We start from the raw sequence: 15454 nt of genomic DNA on the forward strand, positions 1-15454 counted from the left end.
GTGGAGCATAGCTTGTCGGCAGGGGAGGGGCGGCACAAGAGGGTTGCCCGCGGTATTTTGTCCGCGCAGCTCTGTGCCGGCGGGTATTCGACGTACGGAAGCCGGGCGCACTCCATCCAATGGAGCAGCGGCGGCCGAGTGAAACAGGGCAGTGATCGGCGCGGGGTTTACGGGGGGTTGATTATCCATCGGTGCAGTGGCGATATAGGCGCCTAATAAAATTTCAGGGGTCGTTCCATGTCGTTCGCCACGTTGATTCATCGCGCCAGTCTTCCGGGCCCACAGGTCACTGCAGAGCAGGCCTTGCAGGTTCTGACGCAGCATTACGGGCTGAGCGGCAAGTTGCAGGCGCTGGGCAGCCAGCAGGACCTCAATTATCGCGTGGACAGCGAACGCGGGCGATTCGTGCTGAAGATCTGCCGGGGCGACTATTCGCTGGTGGAACTGCAGGCCCAGCACGCGGGGCTGAGGTACCTGGCCGATCATGGCGCTGTGCAGGTTCCTCGGGTGATCCCGGCCAACGACGGCCAGGACCTGTTGTCGCTGGAGATCGGCGGCGAAGCGGTGCATGTACGTCTGCTCGATTACATCGAGGGCCAGCCGCTGACAGCTCTCGATCACCTTGGCCACGATGTCGTCGCCGGTTTCGGCCGGCTCTGCGGCGAAATGGATCTGGCCCTGGCCGGGTTCGACCATCCGGGACTCGAGCGCACGTTGCAATGGGACGCGCGCCATGCCAGCGCACTGATCGAGCACCTGCTGCCGGTCATCGAAGACGAACGCCAACGCGCGCTGATCGCCGAGGCTGCCGCACAGGCCAGGCTTCGTTTGCAGCCGCTGCTGGAAAAGCTGCCGGTGCAGGCGATCCACATGGACATCACCGACGACAACGTAGTCTGGCAGCGTGATGCCCGGCGGCACTGGCAGTTACAGGGCGTCATCGATTTCGGCGATCTGGTGCGCACCTGGCGTATCACCGATCTGTCGGTCACCTGCGCCGCGTTGCTGCATCATGCCGCCGGCGATCCGTTTGTGATCCTGCCGGCCGTGCAGGCCTATCACGCGGTCAATCCGCTGCAACACGAAGAACTGCTGGCGCTGTGGCCGCTGATCGTGGCGCGGGCGGCGGTGCTGGTGCTCAGTGGCGAGCAACAGGTCAGCATCGATCCGGGCAATACCTACAGCCGCGATAATCTGAACCACGAGTGGGAGATCTTCCGGGTCGCCACCTCTGTGCCTCTGGCCTTGATGGAGGCGGCGATTCTCACAGCGGTCGGCCAGACCTTGCCGACCATCGACAGTGAAGGCTTTGCGCCGTTGTTGCCCGGTCTGGTCGGGCGCGAATTCGCGTTGATCGATCTGGGTGTGTTGAGCGCGCACTTCGAGGCGGGCAATTGGGAGCAGCCTGGCATCGATCAGCGCCTGTTGAGTGAAGCAGCGGCCATCCACGGTCTGGCGGCCAGTCGATACGGGCAATACCGGTTGTCGCGCACCCGGCCCGACAGCGCCGATGAGCCAGAGACATTCCCGCTGCACGTTGAATTGCATGTGCCCCAGAGTTCGACGGTGGAAGCGCCGTTTGCTGGCGTACTTCACCTGTCGGCCGACGGCGCGCTGCGACTCGATGGTTCGCAATTGAGCCTGCGCTTGCTGGGCGTGAAACCTTCATTGCACATTGGCGCAGCGCTGGTCAAAGGCCAGGTACTGGGTTCGGTGGACGGTCCGTTGACCGTGCAATTGATTCGCGGCGCACAGCTGGAAGCGCCGCTGTTCTGTACACCATCACGCGCGTTGGCGTGGCAGGCGTTGTCCCCCTCGCCGGCCGCACTGCTGGGCCTGGCCTGCGACGCCGAACCCGAGCTGGACGCAGCTACCTTGCTGGCGCGCCGCGACGCCAGTTTTGCCCGCACCCAAAAGCACTATTACGTCGACCCGCCGCGCATCGAGCGCGGCTGGCGCAATCACCTGATCGACATGCAGGGCCGTTCCTACCTCGACATGCTCAACAACGTCGCGGTGCTCGGCCACGGTCACCCGCGCATGGCGGCGGTCGCGAGCCGGCAGTGGTCGCTGCTCAATACCAACTCGCGATTCAACTATGCGGCGGTCGCCGAGTTTTCCGAGCGTTTGCTGAAGCTGGCGCCGGAGGGCATGGATCGGGTGTTCCTGGTCAACAGCGGCAGCGAGGCCAACGACCTGGCGATTCGTCTGGCGTGGGCCGCCAGCGGTGGGCGCGACATGATCAGCGTGCTGGAGGCCTATCACGGCTGGACGGTCGGCGCGGACGCAGTGTCGACCTCGATTGCCGATAACCCGCAGGCCCTGAGCAGTCGCCCGGACTGGGTGCATGCGGTGACCGCTCCCAACACTTATCGCGGTGAGTTTCGCGGCCCGGATTCGGCGCCGGATTATGTGCGCAGCGTCGAACATCATCTGGCGAAGATCGATGAGCAGAAACGCCAACTAGCGGGGTTCATCTGCGAGCCGGTGTATGGCAACGCGGGCGGGATCTCGCTGCCGCCGGGTTACCTGAAAAAAGTCTATGAACTGGTGCGCGCCCGGGGCGGCGTGTGCATTGCCGATGAGGTGCAGGTCGGTTACGGGCGCATGGGCCACTTCTTCTGGGGCTTCGAAGAGCAAGGCGTGGTGCCGGACATCATCACCATGGCCAAAGGCATGGGCAACGGCCAGCCGCTGGGCGCGGTGATCACCCGCCGGGAAATCGCCGAGGCGCTGGAGGCCGAGGGCTATTTCTTCTCGTCCGCTGGCGGCAGTCCGGTGAGCTGCCAGATCGGCATGGCGGTGCTCGACGTCATGGAAGAAGAAAAACTCTGGGAAAACGCCCAGGTGGTCGGCGCTCATTTCAAGGCCCGGCTGGAGGCGTTGATCGATCAATATCCGTTGGTCGGCGCGGTGCACGGTTCCGGGTTCTATCTGGGGGTCGAGCTGATCCGCAATCGGGAAACCCTGGAACCGGCGACCGAGGAAACCACGCTGTTGTGTGATCGCCTGCGGGCGCTGGGGATTTTCATGCAGCCGACCGGCGATTACCTGAACGTCCTAAAGATCAAACCGCCGATGGTCACCTCGCGTCAGAGCGTGGATTTCTTCGTCGACATGCTGGCGAAGGTGCTGGAAGAAGGGCTCTGAGGCGATGCGAACCCGATAAATACCGATTTGTATCGGTATTTATCGGGTTAAATTGGGATTGTTTTTTCTTTATGGCTTCTAAAGTCGATATTTATCGTTTATAAAGTCGCCATAGTCCGTCGTCCATCCCTGTACGGCGTGTTGAAAAACCCTCGACGGTTCCCTGGAGTCTGATCGACATGACCACATTGAAAAGCACACCACGCGCCGATGGCTTTTACATGCCGGCCGAATGGGCACCGCAAACCCAGACCTGGATGATCTGGCCCGAGCGTCCGGACAACTGGCGTCTCGGCGGCAAACCGGCGCAGGCCGCCCACGCGGCAGTGGCCAAAGCCATCGCGCGTTTCGAACCGGTCACCGTGGCGGTCTCTGCCGGCCAGTACGAAAACGCTCGTGCTCGCCTCGACGTGCCGAATATCCGCGTGGTCGAGATGTCCAGCGATGACGCCTGGGTTCGCGATAGCGGCCCGACTTTCGTGATCAACAACAGCGGCGAAGTGCGCGGTGTGAACTGGGACTTCAATGCCTGGGGCGGCTTCGACGGCGGCCTGTATTCGCCGTGGAACCGCGACTCTCAGGTCGGCGGCAAGATCCTCGAAATCGAGCGAAGCCCGCGTTATCGCACCGAAGGCTTCGTGCTCGAAGGCGGCTCGATTCACGTCGACGGCGAAGGCACCCTGATCACCACCGAAGAATGTCTGCTCAACCGCAATCGCAACCCGCACCTGGGTCGCGAAGAGATCGAAGCGGTGCTCAGCGAAAACCTGTCGGTGGACAAGATCATCTGGCTGCCGGATGGCCTGTTCAACGACGAAACCGACGGCCATGTGGATAACTTCTGCTGCTACGTGCGTCCGGGCGAAGTGCTGCTGGCGTGGACCGACGATCCGCAGGATCCGAACTACCCGCGCTGCCAGGCCGCGATGAAAGTGCTGGAAAGCAGCACCGACGCCAAGGGCCGCCCGTTCACGGTGCACAAGATGCCGATTCCGGGGCCGCTGTTTGCCACCGAAGAAGAATGCGCGGGCGTGGATCCGGTGGACGGCACTCAGGAGCGCAACCCGAGCGTGCGCCTGGCCGGTTCCTACGTGAACTTCCTGATCGTCAACGGCGGTATCATCGCGCCGAGCTTCGACGATCCGATGGACGCCCCGGCCCGGGAGATCCTGCAGAACCTGTTCCCGCAACACGAAGTGGTGATGGTGCCGGGTCGCGAACTGTTACTGGGCGGCGGCAATATTCACTGCCTTACCCAACAGCAACCCGCGCCGCACAAAGAGTGAGTGCGGATGTAACAGCTTGAGTTGATTGAAAAATCGACCGGTCAGTCATTCGTTGCCCACGCTTGAAGAGAAACCCGCAGCCCGTCAGGACTGCGGGTTTCTTTATGTCCGCTGGTCGACTATTTCATGACGTTGGCATAGCTCTTGTATCGCTCATTACGCACTAGGGAGGGGGGAGAACTTCAACAGTTCTGTCATAAACCTTGGATAACGTAGCCGCTCATGAACGGGGAGAGAGCGCTGAAATGAACGCCGAAGTGAACGTAATCAGCGAGCGGACGTTGCATCCCATGACGGTAAATAGTGAGTCGCTCCAGATTGTCGCGCACTGGTTGAAGTCCAATGGAACGCGTCAGATCAGGGAACCTGATCCGCGCCGGATGATGATCGAGCGTTACCCCGCTGGCCTGTTCAGCGAGGCCGAACTGGACGCATTGTGGGATGTGATGGAAGGATAAGAAGAACAAACAAGGATTGTAAAAAGCGCTGCCGGGATGGCAGCGCTTTTTTTATGGGCGCGATATCAGAAGCTGTAGGTGCCGGTGACGACCAGGCTACGCGGTGCGCCCGGCTGGATCTGGAACGCGCTGGTGGCCGACGAGTAATACTCGCGGTCGGTGATGTTGTTCAGGGCGCCACGCAGGTCCCAGTCCTTGTGGCGGTAGCCGACCAGCGCGTCCCAACGGCCGTAGCCCGGCAACACGGTGGTGTTGGCGTTGTCGGCATAACGCTGGCCGACCAGGGTCAGGCCGGTTTCGGCGTACCAGCCCATTTCCGGTTTCCAGGTCAGGAACAGGCTGCCGTTGCGCTTGGCCACGTTGTTCACGCGTTTGCCTTCCAGGCCGTTGTTGTCCTTCTCGATGGTCGCGTCCTGCACGCCTACACCACCGCGCACATACCAGTTGCCGACGATCTTGCCGGTACCGGTCAGCTCGATCCCGCGCGAGCGTTGCAGACCGCTGAGCACGGTCAGGGTCGGGTCGTTCGGATCGGTGGTGCGGCGGTTGTAGAGTTCCAGCTCATAGACGGCGAGGGTGGTGCTCAGGCGATCGTCGAGCCAGTCGCTCTTCACGCCGATTTCTTTCTGCTTGGTCAGCTCCGGGCTCAGGTCATTGGTGTTACCGGCCGCGCCCGGGGTGATACCGATCAGACCACCGCCTACCGGCGAGAAAGTCTTGGTCCACGAGGCGTAGAACGAATGATTCTGCAGCGGCGTCCAGACCACGCCGAAACGCGGGCTGGTACTGTGGCTGTCACGGTCTTCGGAGATGTTGCGCAGCTTGTTGGTCGACTCGATATCGAAGGTGTCGTAGCGCAGGCCGGCCAGCAATTGCCATTGATCGTTCAGGCGCAGTTGATCCTGAACATAGACCGCGCGGCTTTCGACTTCGGTGTGGCTGCTGCTCGACACCTGCATGCGCCCGGTGTGGCGCAGGTCGCGGTTGGGGGTGTACAGATCCAGCGACGGCACGGCGGAACTGCCGCGCCCGGACGTGGCGGCGTTGTACAGCGTCGGGTCGCGGCGCTGGCTGCCGGTTTCGAGGCCGGTCAGCAGGCGGTGCTCGAGGCCGAAAGTTTCGAATCCGCCTTCCAGCTCAACGTTGTTGAACACGTTACGGGTGGTCAGGTCCTGCTGCCAGTGCTGGCGGGTGACCTTCTGCGTCGCCGGGGTGTAACCGGTGAGGTAGGTGTTGTCGAAATCGCTGTCGAGCTTGAACACACCGAGTGTGTGGCGCAGTTGCCAGTTGTCGTTGATTTCATAAGCCAGTTTCGAGCGCAGGGATTGCGTTTTGTCGTCGATGAAATCGTGATCGTTGCCGTAGGTCGTGTCCCGGCCGACATCTGCCGGACGTCCACCGACCCCGGGAATGCCGCGATCCGGCGTGCGGTTGTAGCGGCTGTATTCGTATTGCACCAGCCAGTTCAGGTCAGGCGTGAGCTGCCAACTCATCGACGGTGCAAACAGCTGGCGATTGCCGCTGACGCCGTCGCGGAAGCTGTTTTCGTCCATGTTGCCCATGTTCAGGCGCAGGCTGATGTTGTCGCTCGGGTCGGTGCTGAGATCGGCGTACAGGCTGCGCAGGTCTTCGCTGCCACCCTGGGCCTCGATGGTCGAGCGGCGGCCGAATTCGGGTGCCTTGCTGACGCGGTTGACGATCCCGCCCTGGCTGCCACGGCCATACAGCACGGCGGCCGGGCCCTTGAGCACTTCGACGCGTTCGATGTTGTGCAGGTCGCGCTTGTACTGGCTGTCGTCGCGGATGCCGTCCAGATAGAAGTCGTTGCTGGCGTCGAAGCCGCGGATGCGCAGGCTGTCGAAGCGCGTGTCGCCGCCGCTGCTGACGTTGGGCATGCCGCTCAAGGCGTCGCCCAGGTCATTGGTGCCGTAGTTGGCGAAATTGGCGGTCTTGACCGAGTCGATCGCCTGGGGCACGTAACGCACCGGGGTGGAGGTGCGGGTCGCGGTGTTGCTGACCTTTACGCGCGGATCATCAACCTGCGCTTCTGCGCTGATCGACGTGGCGGGAAGCTCGGTCGCGGAGTAAGCGAAACCGGAGGACAAAAAGGCAGAAAGCCCAAGCGTGACGGGCGTGAGACGGAACGGGGCAGGCATTGAAAAGCGCATCCGAAAGGTTGGAAGAATTCGAGCGCGCGAATGGTAATGCTTTGCATTTACTCCCGTTAATTATTCCTGAAAGGTTCCGTGGTTTGATTGTGTCAATTTATTTCATGTTTGTGTCGGAGCGGACAACAAGCGCATTTGACCGATTGCCGAAACAGACTGAAAGCCATTCCGGCGTTTTTCCGCAACGACCGAGGGACTAATGTGCCGACATCGTTTTTCCCACCTTCTGAGCGGAGCTTTCCGATGACTCTTCATTACATCTACGACCCGCTGTGCGGCTGGTGCTATGGCGCCAAACCACTGGTGCAGGCCGCCCAGCAAGTGCTGCCCGTGATCGCCCACGCCGGCGGCATGATGACCGGCGCCAACCGCCAGAACGTTTCACCGCAACTGCGCAATTACGTGATGCCTCACGACCGACGCATTGCCGAATACACCGGTCAGCCCTTCGGCGAAGCTTATTTCGAAGGCCTGTTGCGCGATCACTCGGCGGTGTTTGATTCGGCACCACCGATTGCCGCTGTGATGGCAGCGGAAAAAATCGACGGTCGTGGCCTGGAGCTGCTTGGCCGTTTGCAGACTGCGCACTATGTCGAAGGGCGGCGAATTGCCGACGAAAGTGTGCTTGTGGAATACGCGGTAGAGCAGGGCTACAACGCCGATATGTTCTTGAACGCCGTGAAGTCCGTCGACACCGAACAACATATAAAGAACAGCCGTGCCCTGTTGGCAAAACTGGGTGGGCAGGGTTTTCCAACTTTCGCTCTGGAACAGGACGGTCAGTTCACACTGGTTGATATCGGGCCGTGGCTGGGCAAGCCAGAAGCCTTCGCCCAGTGGTTGAGTGAGTCGTTTACGCCTGCGCCAGGGACTGAAACCCTGCAGGTCTGTGGCCTCGATGGTTGCGCGTAATCCCGCATCAAAATCCCTGACTGCGAGCAATTCCGTGCACGAAGCCATCGCAAAATTTACTTTTTTTAGACGTTTTTCGCCTATTTAAAGACGATTCTTGAAATTGACACATTGTTGAGGGCGCGGCTACGATTCGGCCCAACGCCTGTGGCTAACCGCCATGACTCAAAATTAGGAGCAGGCCCGCCATGACATTGTCTTGAGCGGGTCTTTTTGTTTCGGGGTGAATAAAAGAGTGCAATAAGCGCCGTTTCAGCCGTTCGACACAGCGCGTTTCAACCCGTAATAAGGAAAACAAAATGTTGAACAAGCGAATCAGTCTGATCGCACTGGGGATGTTGAGTGCCACTTCGGCCATGGCTAACGACCAGGCTGAGTCCAAGGGTTTTGTGGAAGACAGCAGCCTCAAAGTGCTGCTGCGCAATGCCTACATCAATCGTGATTACAAAAACGGTAACGACGATAAAGCCGAGTGGGGCCAAGCGGCCATCGGTACGTTCTCGTCCGGTTTCACCCAGGGCACCGTCGGTGTGGGTGTGGACGCGTTCGGTCTGTACGCGCTGCGTCTGGACGGCGGCAAGGGCCGCAGCGGCGCCGGCGGTATCGACTTTTTCAAGCAAGACAACAACGGCAACCCGGCTGACGATCTGGCCAAGGGCGGCGCGGCAGTCAAATTCCGTTTCTCCAACACCGTGCTGACCTACGGTGACCAGATGCCGGCCCTGCCGGTGCTGAACTACGACAACTCCCGTCTGCTCCCAGAGAGCTACACCGGTACCTTGATCACTTCCAAAGAGATCAAAGGTCTGCAGCTGGATGCTGGCCGTTTCACCGCGGAATCGCGCAAGAGCGATGAAGGCCGTGACAGCGGTGGTCTGAAGTCGATCAACGTGTTGGGCGGTAGCTACCAGTTCACCGAAAACTTCAAGGGCGCGCTGTACGCTTCCGATGTCGAAGACGTGCTGAAGAAGCAATACGTGAACGCCAACTACGTGTTGCCGTTCAACAAGGATCAGTCCCTGACCCTGGACTTCAACGGCTACCGCACCAAGCTGGAAGACTCCTACATCCGCGAGAACACTGTACCGGGTAAAAGTATCGTCACTGGTGACGACAACAAAATCTGGAGCCTGGCAGCAACCTTCGCCACTGGTCCGCACTCGTTCACCGTGGCGCACCAGCGTTCCACCGGCGACAGTAACCTGGGCTACGCCTACGGCGGCTACCAGAAAGATCAACATCGTGTCGGGGACGGTGGCAACACCATCTACCTGGCCAACTCCTACTGGTCCGACTTCAACGCTGAAGACGAGCGCAGCTGGCAGTTGGGCTACGGCCTGGACTTCAGCGCATTCGGCGTACCGGGTCTGAGCTACAACTTCGCGTACGTGCGTGGCGACAACATCACCACGTCCACCAGCGAAGGCGGCACCGAGCGTGAGATCTTCAACCAGTTCAAGTACGTCGTGCAAAGTGGCCCGGCCAAAGATCTGAGCATCAAGCTGCGCAGCTCGATCCTGCGTGTTTCGCAGAAATCCAGCGAATACAACGTCAGCGGCAATGAGCTGCGTGTGTTCGTGGATTACCCGATCAACATCTTCTGATGATCGATTGAACCCGCGAAACGCGACAGAAAAACCCCGACTGGTTCGGGGTTTTTTTTTGACGCTTTTTGAAAAAACAGCATAAAAACCCGTGTTTTTGTCATTTGAAATGCACTTTCAAGCCGTTTCAAATCGCGTTTCAAACAGGGCTTTAAATGCCTGAAATTCTTTCTCATGGACGCAAATTCTCCACCTAATAGATTAGGCCGCTCAATGCAGCGGAGAATTTGGTAATGATCGTTTTAACCAGAGAAGTGGGCGAATCGCTACGGCGCGACAAGTACGCCAATGTGCAGGGTGCTGACTTCAATCTCTACGGTCATTTCGCCGACTTCGTCAGACTGACCAAAAGTTGGGAAAACATGGAGCCTGACAGTTACTACGGTCAGGCCGAAGCCGGCATGCGTTACCGTCGTTACAGCGACTTTGAATACAACCCCAAGACTCGCGAACTGAAGCAACTGGAACATCGCGCGTACGTGCAGTCCAAGGCCAACAACAGCTATGTGGGCGGCGTGGTGCGGCACTTCCAGGACTTCTCGGACGAAGTCATCAGCTCGCCGGTAATGCGCAGCCTGATCGACACCGATTTTGAAGTGTACAAAAGCGTGTTGCCGGAAGAACTGCACGATGAAATCTGGCAGTGCCAGATCCATCAGATCCGCATCGAGATCAAACCCGGCAAACAACTGGAAATCACCCCGGAAGGGATTCACTGCGACGGTTATCCGTTCAGCGGCGTGCACTTCTGGGGCCGCAACAATGTCGAGGGTGCGGAGAGTCGTCTGTACGACATCCACGAGCATCAACTGGCGTCGACCACCTACCAGGAAATCCTCGACACAACTTACTTCCTCGACCGCGACATGCGCCACTACGTGACCCCGGCGCGCAACACCCATACCCATGCCATGGCGTACCGGCAGATCCTGGCAATTTCTTTCTCGCGGCCCGGGACCGCTTTCGACATTGTTCGCTAATCAGATCACCCAAATAGACGGCGTCGAATGCTCGACGCCGGTGGTGCTGCGGCGCGCGACGGCCAAGGACGCGCAGCGCATGGAGCGCTTCTTCCGCCAGTTCGACGAAGTGTCGTTCTGTGAATGGCAGGACGCCAAATGCCTGCGCGGCGTGTTGATCCAGAAAACCACCACGGCCTATCTGGCGTTCGACGTCGAAGGCGAGATCGTCGGTGCGGTACTGGGCGGCATGCTGGGCAGTCGCGGCACGATCAACCATCTGGCGGTCAGCCTGCGCTATCGCAGCCAGGGTGTAGGCCAGCGGCTGGTGGAAGCGGCGTCGGCCGACATGAAACGGGTCGGTGTGCTGCGGATGTTTCTGTTCGTCGACGATGCTAACCTCGCGGGCAAGCGTTTCTGGACGGCCCAGGGTTTTTGCGAACCTCACGGCGAGCGGACATTTGAGAGGGATCTATGAATGAAACATCCGGCAGTGCGCCGCTGATGGTCGACCGTCAGCCATCGCGCACCTTTGCCGAAGCCAGCCCGGTGGTGGCCGGTTACTTCACCGTGTCGTTCGTGTTCGGGCTGATGGCCGTCAACGCCGGGCTACCGCTGTGGCTGCCGGTGGCCATGTGTCTGTTCGTGTATGCCGGGGCTTCGCAATTCGCGGCGCTGGCGCTGATCAGCAGCGGGGCATCGCTGACCACCATCGTGCTGACCACGTTTCTGATCAACGCGCGGCACATGCTGATGTCGGTCTACATGGCGAAGGCCCTGCGCGCGCTGGGCCTGAGCCGCATGGAGCGCTGGTGTTACGCCGGCGGCCTGACCGATGAATCGTTCGCCTTCCACAGCGTCAAACTGGGCACTGGTGCGCCGGTGAACATTCGATATCTGATCGGCTTCAACCTGTTCTGCCACACCTCTTGGGTGATCGGCGGATTGCTCGGCGCCCTGTGCGCGCAGTACGCGTCGCACCTGATCAAATACCAGCTCGATTACGCGCTGACCGCGATGATGCTCTACGTGCTGGTCTCGCTGTGCAACACCCGCAACAAACTCATCGCCGCTATGGCCGCAGTCGTCTGCATGGGCGCACTGAGTCTGGTGGGCAGCTCGCCATTCAACGTTTTCATCGCCACGTTTGTGGGCTGCGGAGTGGGTGTATGCCTGACCAAACGTTCCTGATTCTGGTGGTCGCTCTGATGATGGCCGTGACCTTCCTGCCACGGGCCTTGCCGCTGCAGGTCAACACCGAGCACTGGCCGCCCTTCGTCGCGCGGGCGCTGGAATACCTGCCGGTGGCGATCGTCGCTGCGATCAGCCTGACACCCTTGTTGATCAAGGATCAGCACATACAGCTCGATCGCCCGGAATTCTATGCAGCGATTCCGACGCTGTTATGTGCGTATTTCAGCAAAAACCTCTTTCTCAGTGTGGCGGTTGGGACGGCTGCGTACATTGCGCTCGGCTCGTTCATGTAGCGGCAGATCGACCACGTCGTTCAACGCCTGGCCGGACAGATCCGGGTTGTTCACCGCCAGGCGCACTTCGAGGAAATCCTCGAACCCGGGGAAAATCGTCAGGCCGTTTTTCTGCGCGGCCTCGCGGGAGACCATGCCGACCGCGTCCATCTGGGTGATGAGCGACAAAGTCAGCGTTTCGCTGCAGGAGTAGATCGTCCGCTGACTGTTCTCGTGATTGCCCAGCCCTGCGTCGAGAAAACGCAAAAAGCTGTGGGAATACGGACAATCTTCTGCGGGACGCACCTGAAACTTGTTGCCGAGCAACGTCAGCGGATCGTTCTCCTGACCACAGTGCGCGCCGACCACCTGCACCTGCACTTCAGGCAGGACAATGCTCGGCAGACCCGGACGCTGCGGGCCGATCAACACCGCAAGGTCGAAGTCCTCGTTCTTCAGCTTGCTGAGGTTTTCCATCGACTCGGCGTAGCTGAATTCCATCTGGTAATCGGGAAACACCTCGATCAGGCGCCCGATCAATCGTCGGTTGAAATCCGGGTCCAGCGTGGTGTTCAACGCCACTTTCAATGTGCGTTGTCCCGGCACCTTCAATGCTTCGACTTTCTCTTCCATCTGCCGCGTGGCAATCAGCACTCTGTCCATATAAGGCGTCAGCTCGGTGCCTTGCGGCGTCAGCGTCAGCCCCTTGTTGGATCGTCTAAACAAGCGGAAACCGAACTGCTCTTCGACCTTGTTCAACTGTGCGGCCAGGGCCTGCACGGTCAGGCACGAATGCTCGGCTGCGGCCGACAACGAGCCGGTCTGCACGATGCGCATGAGGTTGCGTAAGGTTCTGCTATCCATGGGTAATGCCCTCTGAAGTGGGCTGGGTATTGTTGTGTACGTGACGACCTGAACGGCGCCATTTGCTGGCTATATTCCTGCACCTGAGCATAGTTGTCGCGCAATTAGTAGCGAATTGATGTCCCTGCCGATGGCTGGAGGCTGACACAGGATCGGGGTTTTTGGTGACGTGGGGGTGATTGGGGTCAAAAAAAGTGCACGGTTTGGGTGCGTCTGCGGAGATTTTTCAAGGGAAACGACTGACAGGGTAAGCGCGTTATGCCAGCAATTGAGCAGGCGTATCTCAAAGGAAGTTCAAATAACGCTCATAAAAAAGCCGACATCACTGTCGGCTTTTTTGTCGAAATCACTCGAAATTGTGCTCCCTCAAGCAGGGGAGAAGAGGTCTCACCCGAACGCTGATTTTCAGGTCATCAACGGGGTTCCTAACGCCGACTATCGCCACCTGATGGCAGCCGGTTTCGCGCTCTTGGAGGGATTCTCTGTCACTGAACTTCGGCTTGTCAATTCATTACACCACCTCACAAATGAAGTACCCCACCCCTACTTTTTCCCCTCCCGGCACACGCCTAAATTGAGCTCCAACACCTGACCATCATCCCGAGGGCAGGTCACTGGAGTAGTCGTCATGCCATTTGTCAGCGTACGCATCACCCGCGACGGTGTTACCCGTGAGCAGAAAGCTCAGGTGATCGCCGAAATCACTGAAACCCTGGAACGCGTCCTCAACAAGCGCCCGGACCTGACCCACATCGTGATCGAAGAAGTCGACACCGATAACTGGGGCTACGCCGGCATCACCACCACCGAGTACCGCCGACAGCTGGCGGAACGGGGCCAGTCATGACCCCGACCGTGACCATCGATTTCGTCTCCGACGTGGTGTGCCCCTGGTGCGCACTCGGGGCGACAGCGCTGGAGCAGGCGATCGGCAATCTGGCCGGCGAGGTTTCGGTGGAGCTGACCTACAAGCCCTTCGAACTCAACCCGGACATGCCCGCCGAAGGCGAACCGGCCGTGCAGCACCTGATGCGCAAATACGGCCGCACCGCCGAAGACGTCGCCGCCGGCAAGAAGATGCAGATCGAACGCGGCAAAGCCATCGGTTTCGAGTTCGACCTGGAGAAACGCACCCACTTTCACAACACCTTCGATGCTCATCGATTGCTGATGTGGGCGGCGCAGGAAGGGCGGCAGATCGCGCTGAAAAAGATCCTGCTGCGCGCTTACTTCCGCGACGGCGACAACCCCAACGATCACCCGACGCTGATCCGTCTGGCGACCGAAGCGGGACTGGATGCAGCGAGGGCCCGCAAGGTGCTGGTCAACGACGAATTCGCCAGCGAAGTACGGCAACTGCAGGCGTTTTACCGGCAGCACGGAATCAACTCGGTGCCCGCGCTGATCCTGAACGGCAAGCACCTCGTCTCCGGTTCGCAATCGGTCGAGTACTACGAACAAATGCTGAAACAACTGGCTAGCGCCTGATTCAACGCCTACTTATTGATTGAGGATTTCATCATGAGCAATTCGAAAAAAACTGTCGTTATCACTGGTGCTTCCCAAGGTCTGGGCGAAGGCATGGTCAAAGCCTTCCGTGAGCTGGGCTACAACATCGTCGCCACCTCGCGCTCGATCAAACCGTCGAACGACCCGCAAATCCTGACCATCGCCGGCGACATCGGCGACCCGGCCACTGCTCAACGCGTGATCAGCGAAGGCGTGGCACGCTTCGGCCGCATCGACACCCTGGTCAACAACGCCGGCATCTTCGTCGCCAAACCGTTCACCGCCTACACCCCGGAAGACTACGCAGCGGTGCTGTCGGTCAACCTCAACGGCTTCTTCTACATCACCCAACTGGCCATCGCCGAGATGGAAAAACAGGGCAAGGGTCACGTGGTCAACATCACCACCAGCCTGACCGACCACGCGGTAGACGGTGTGCCCTCGGTCCTCGCTTCCCTGACCAAGGGCGGCCTCAACGCCGCCACCAAATCTCTGGCCATCGAATACGCCAAACGCGGGATCCGGGTGAACGCGGTGTCGCCTGGCATCATCAAAACGCCGATGCACGGCGAAGAAACCCACGCGGCGCTGGGTGCGCTGCATCCGGTCGGGCACATGGGCGAGATCGACGACATTGCGCAGGCGGTCGTGTATCTCGATAACGCGAATTTTGTGACCGGCGAGATTCTGCATGTGGATGGTGGGCAAAGCGCTGGGCACTGATTGATCCGGTAACACAAAGCTCTTGCAGCGATGCGAGGGCTTTTTTATGGGCGACGGTTTATGGATCCGGACTCAGCACTTTGACCGCGTCATCGACCAGCGCCTTGCTCAACTCCTGCAAATATTGCGAGGCGCAGGCGTGGAGTTCCGGGTCGTTGGCGGCAGAAGTATCTGATGTGAGCAGTTTGGAAATGTGCAGCAGGTGGGATGCGTGGGAGAGGGCGGTAACAACCGGGACGCCGGAGTTGGTGCGGAAGAGCGCGTGGTTGGATTGGAAGGAAAAATGGGTGAGGCCGAGGGTTTTTAGGTCGTGGGGGTTGGTCATGGCTTCACCTACCTTTTGTTGGGAGGTGGA

General features: G+C 59.6%; 15 protein-coding genes. 12 read left to right on the plus strand and 3 right to left on the minus strand.

Annotated features, from left to right (window positions below):
* Positions 1–237: 237 nt before the first annotated feature.
* From CAF74_RS10785 to CAF74_RS10795, 3 genes are all read left to right on the plus strand, one after another.
* Positions 238–3150 carry an aminotransferase gene (locus CAF74_RS10785; RefSeq protein WP_085746358.1) on the plus strand — a complete coding sequence of 971 codons (2913 nt, stop codon included), beginning with the start codon at positions 238–240 and terminating at the stop codon, positions 3148–3150.
* A 179-nt stretch (positions 3151–3329) separates the two neighbouring features.
* Entirely contained in the window at positions 3330–4436 is a 1107-nt protein-coding gene (gene aguA, locus CAF74_RS10790) for an agmatine deiminase (protein ID WP_007952634.1), read from the plus strand.
* 245 nt (positions 4437–4681) lie between these two features.
* Positions 4682–4894 (plus strand): hypothetical protein, encoded by a 213-nt coding sequence (locus CAF74_RS10795; protein ID WP_085746359.1) that lies wholly within the window; start codon positions 4682–4684, stop codon positions 4892–4894.
* A gap of 65 nt (positions 4895–4959) precedes the next feature.
* Here CAF74_RS10795 and CAF74_RS10800 read toward each other — a convergent pair whose 3' ends face one another.
* Positions 4960–7050 (minus strand): TonB-dependent siderophore receptor, encoded by a 2091-nt coding sequence (locus CAF74_RS10800; RefSeq protein ID WP_085746360.1) that lies wholly within the window; start codon positions 7048–7050, stop codon positions 4960–4962.
* 255 nt (positions 7051–7305) lie between these two features.
* Here CAF74_RS10800 and CAF74_RS10805 point away from each other — a divergent pair, with 255 nt between their 5' ends.
* The 6 genes from CAF74_RS10805 (at position 7306) to CAF74_RS10830 (ending at position 12024) form a co-directional block, all read left to right on the plus strand.
* Positions 7306–7974, plus strand: coding sequence for a DsbA family protein (locus tag CAF74_RS10805; protein WP_085746361.1), 669 nt, complete (start codon positions 7306–7308; stop codon positions 7972–7974).
* Between the two features lie 299 nt (positions 7975–8273).
* Positions 8274–9578: an OprD family porin gene (locus tag CAF74_RS10810; RefSeq protein ID WP_085746362.1), complete on the plus strand. Its 1305-nt coding sequence runs from the start codon at positions 8274–8276 to the stop codon at positions 9576–9578.
* Positions 9579–9811: 233 nt separating this feature from the next.
* Positions 9812–10558: a 2OG-Fe dioxygenase family protein gene (locus CAF74_RS10815; RefSeq protein ID WP_085608635.1), complete on the plus strand. Its 747-nt coding sequence runs from the start codon at positions 9812–9814 to the stop codon at positions 10556–10558.
* Positions 10559–10637: 79 nt separating this feature from the next.
* Entirely contained in the window at positions 10638–11015 is a 378-nt protein-coding gene (locus tag CAF74_RS10820; protein ID WP_007952618.1) for a GNAT family N-acetyltransferase, read from the plus strand.
* Positions 11012–11728, plus strand: coding sequence for an AzlC family ABC transporter permease (locus tag CAF74_RS10825; protein ID WP_085702720.1), 717 nt, complete (start codon positions 11012–11014; stop codon positions 11726–11728). Before CAF74_RS10820 ends, CAF74_RS10825 begins: the two co-directional genes overlap by 4 nt.
* Positions 11707–12024 carry an AzlD domain-containing protein gene (locus CAF74_RS10830; RefSeq protein WP_007952614.1) on the plus strand — a complete coding sequence of 106 codons (318 nt, stop codon included), beginning with the start codon at positions 11707–11709 and terminating at the stop codon, positions 12022–12024. Before CAF74_RS10825 ends, CAF74_RS10830 begins: the two co-directional genes overlap by 22 nt.
* On the opposite strand, the gene CAF74_RS10835 is transcribed toward CAF74_RS10830, so the two are convergent.
* The gene (locus CAF74_RS10835; RefSeq protein ID WP_085647967.1) at positions 11941–12867 is read right to left on the minus strand and encodes a LysR family transcriptional regulator; all 927 of its coding nucleotides are present in this window, start codon (positions 12865–12867) and stop codon (positions 11941–11943) included. The two genes, CAF74_RS10830 and CAF74_RS10835, sit on opposite strands and share 84 nt — an antisense overlap.
* A 628-nt stretch (positions 12868–13495) precedes the next feature.
* Between CAF74_RS10835 and CAF74_RS10840 the strand changes: the two genes are divergently transcribed.
* Genes CAF74_RS10840 through CAF74_RS10850 form a run of 3 tightly spaced genes read left to right on the plus strand, consistent with a single transcriptional unit; the run spans position 13496 to position 15099 of the window.
* Positions 13496–13714 (plus strand): 4-oxalocrotonate tautomerase family protein, encoded by a 219-nt coding sequence (locus tag CAF74_RS10840; RefSeq protein ID WP_007952610.1) that lies wholly within the window; start codon positions 13496–13498, stop codon positions 13712–13714.
* The gene (locus CAF74_RS10845; RefSeq protein WP_085746363.1) at positions 13711–14355 is read left to right on the plus strand and encodes a DsbA family oxidoreductase; all 645 of its coding nucleotides are present in this window, start codon (positions 13711–13713) and stop codon (positions 14353–14355) included. The genes CAF74_RS10840 and CAF74_RS10845 overlap by 4 nt, the downstream gene beginning before the upstream one ends.
* 33 nt (positions 14356–14388) lie before the next feature.
* On the plus strand, positions 14389–15099 hold the full coding sequence (locus tag CAF74_RS10850; RefSeq protein ID WP_085611183.1) for an SDR family NAD(P)-dependent oxidoreductase: 711 nt from the start codon (positions 14389–14391) through the stop codon (positions 15097–15099).
* Positions 15100–15157: 58 nt separating this feature from the next.
* Here the strand turns inward: CAF74_RS10850 and CAF74_RS10855 are convergent, their stop codons facing one another.
* Positions 15158–15424, minus strand: a complete 267-nt coding sequence (locus tag CAF74_RS10855) for a DUF3077 domain-containing protein (RefSeq protein WP_039764643.1) — start codon at positions 15422–15424, stop codon at positions 15158–15160.
* Positions 15425–15454: the final 30 nt, after the last annotated feature.

The organism is Pseudomonas sp. R45(2017) (assembly GCF_002112305.1).
In the GTDB taxonomy this organism is placed as follows: domain Bacteria; phylum Pseudomonadota; class Gammaproteobacteria; order Pseudomonadales; family Pseudomonadaceae; genus Aquipseudomonas; species Aquipseudomonas paraglycinae.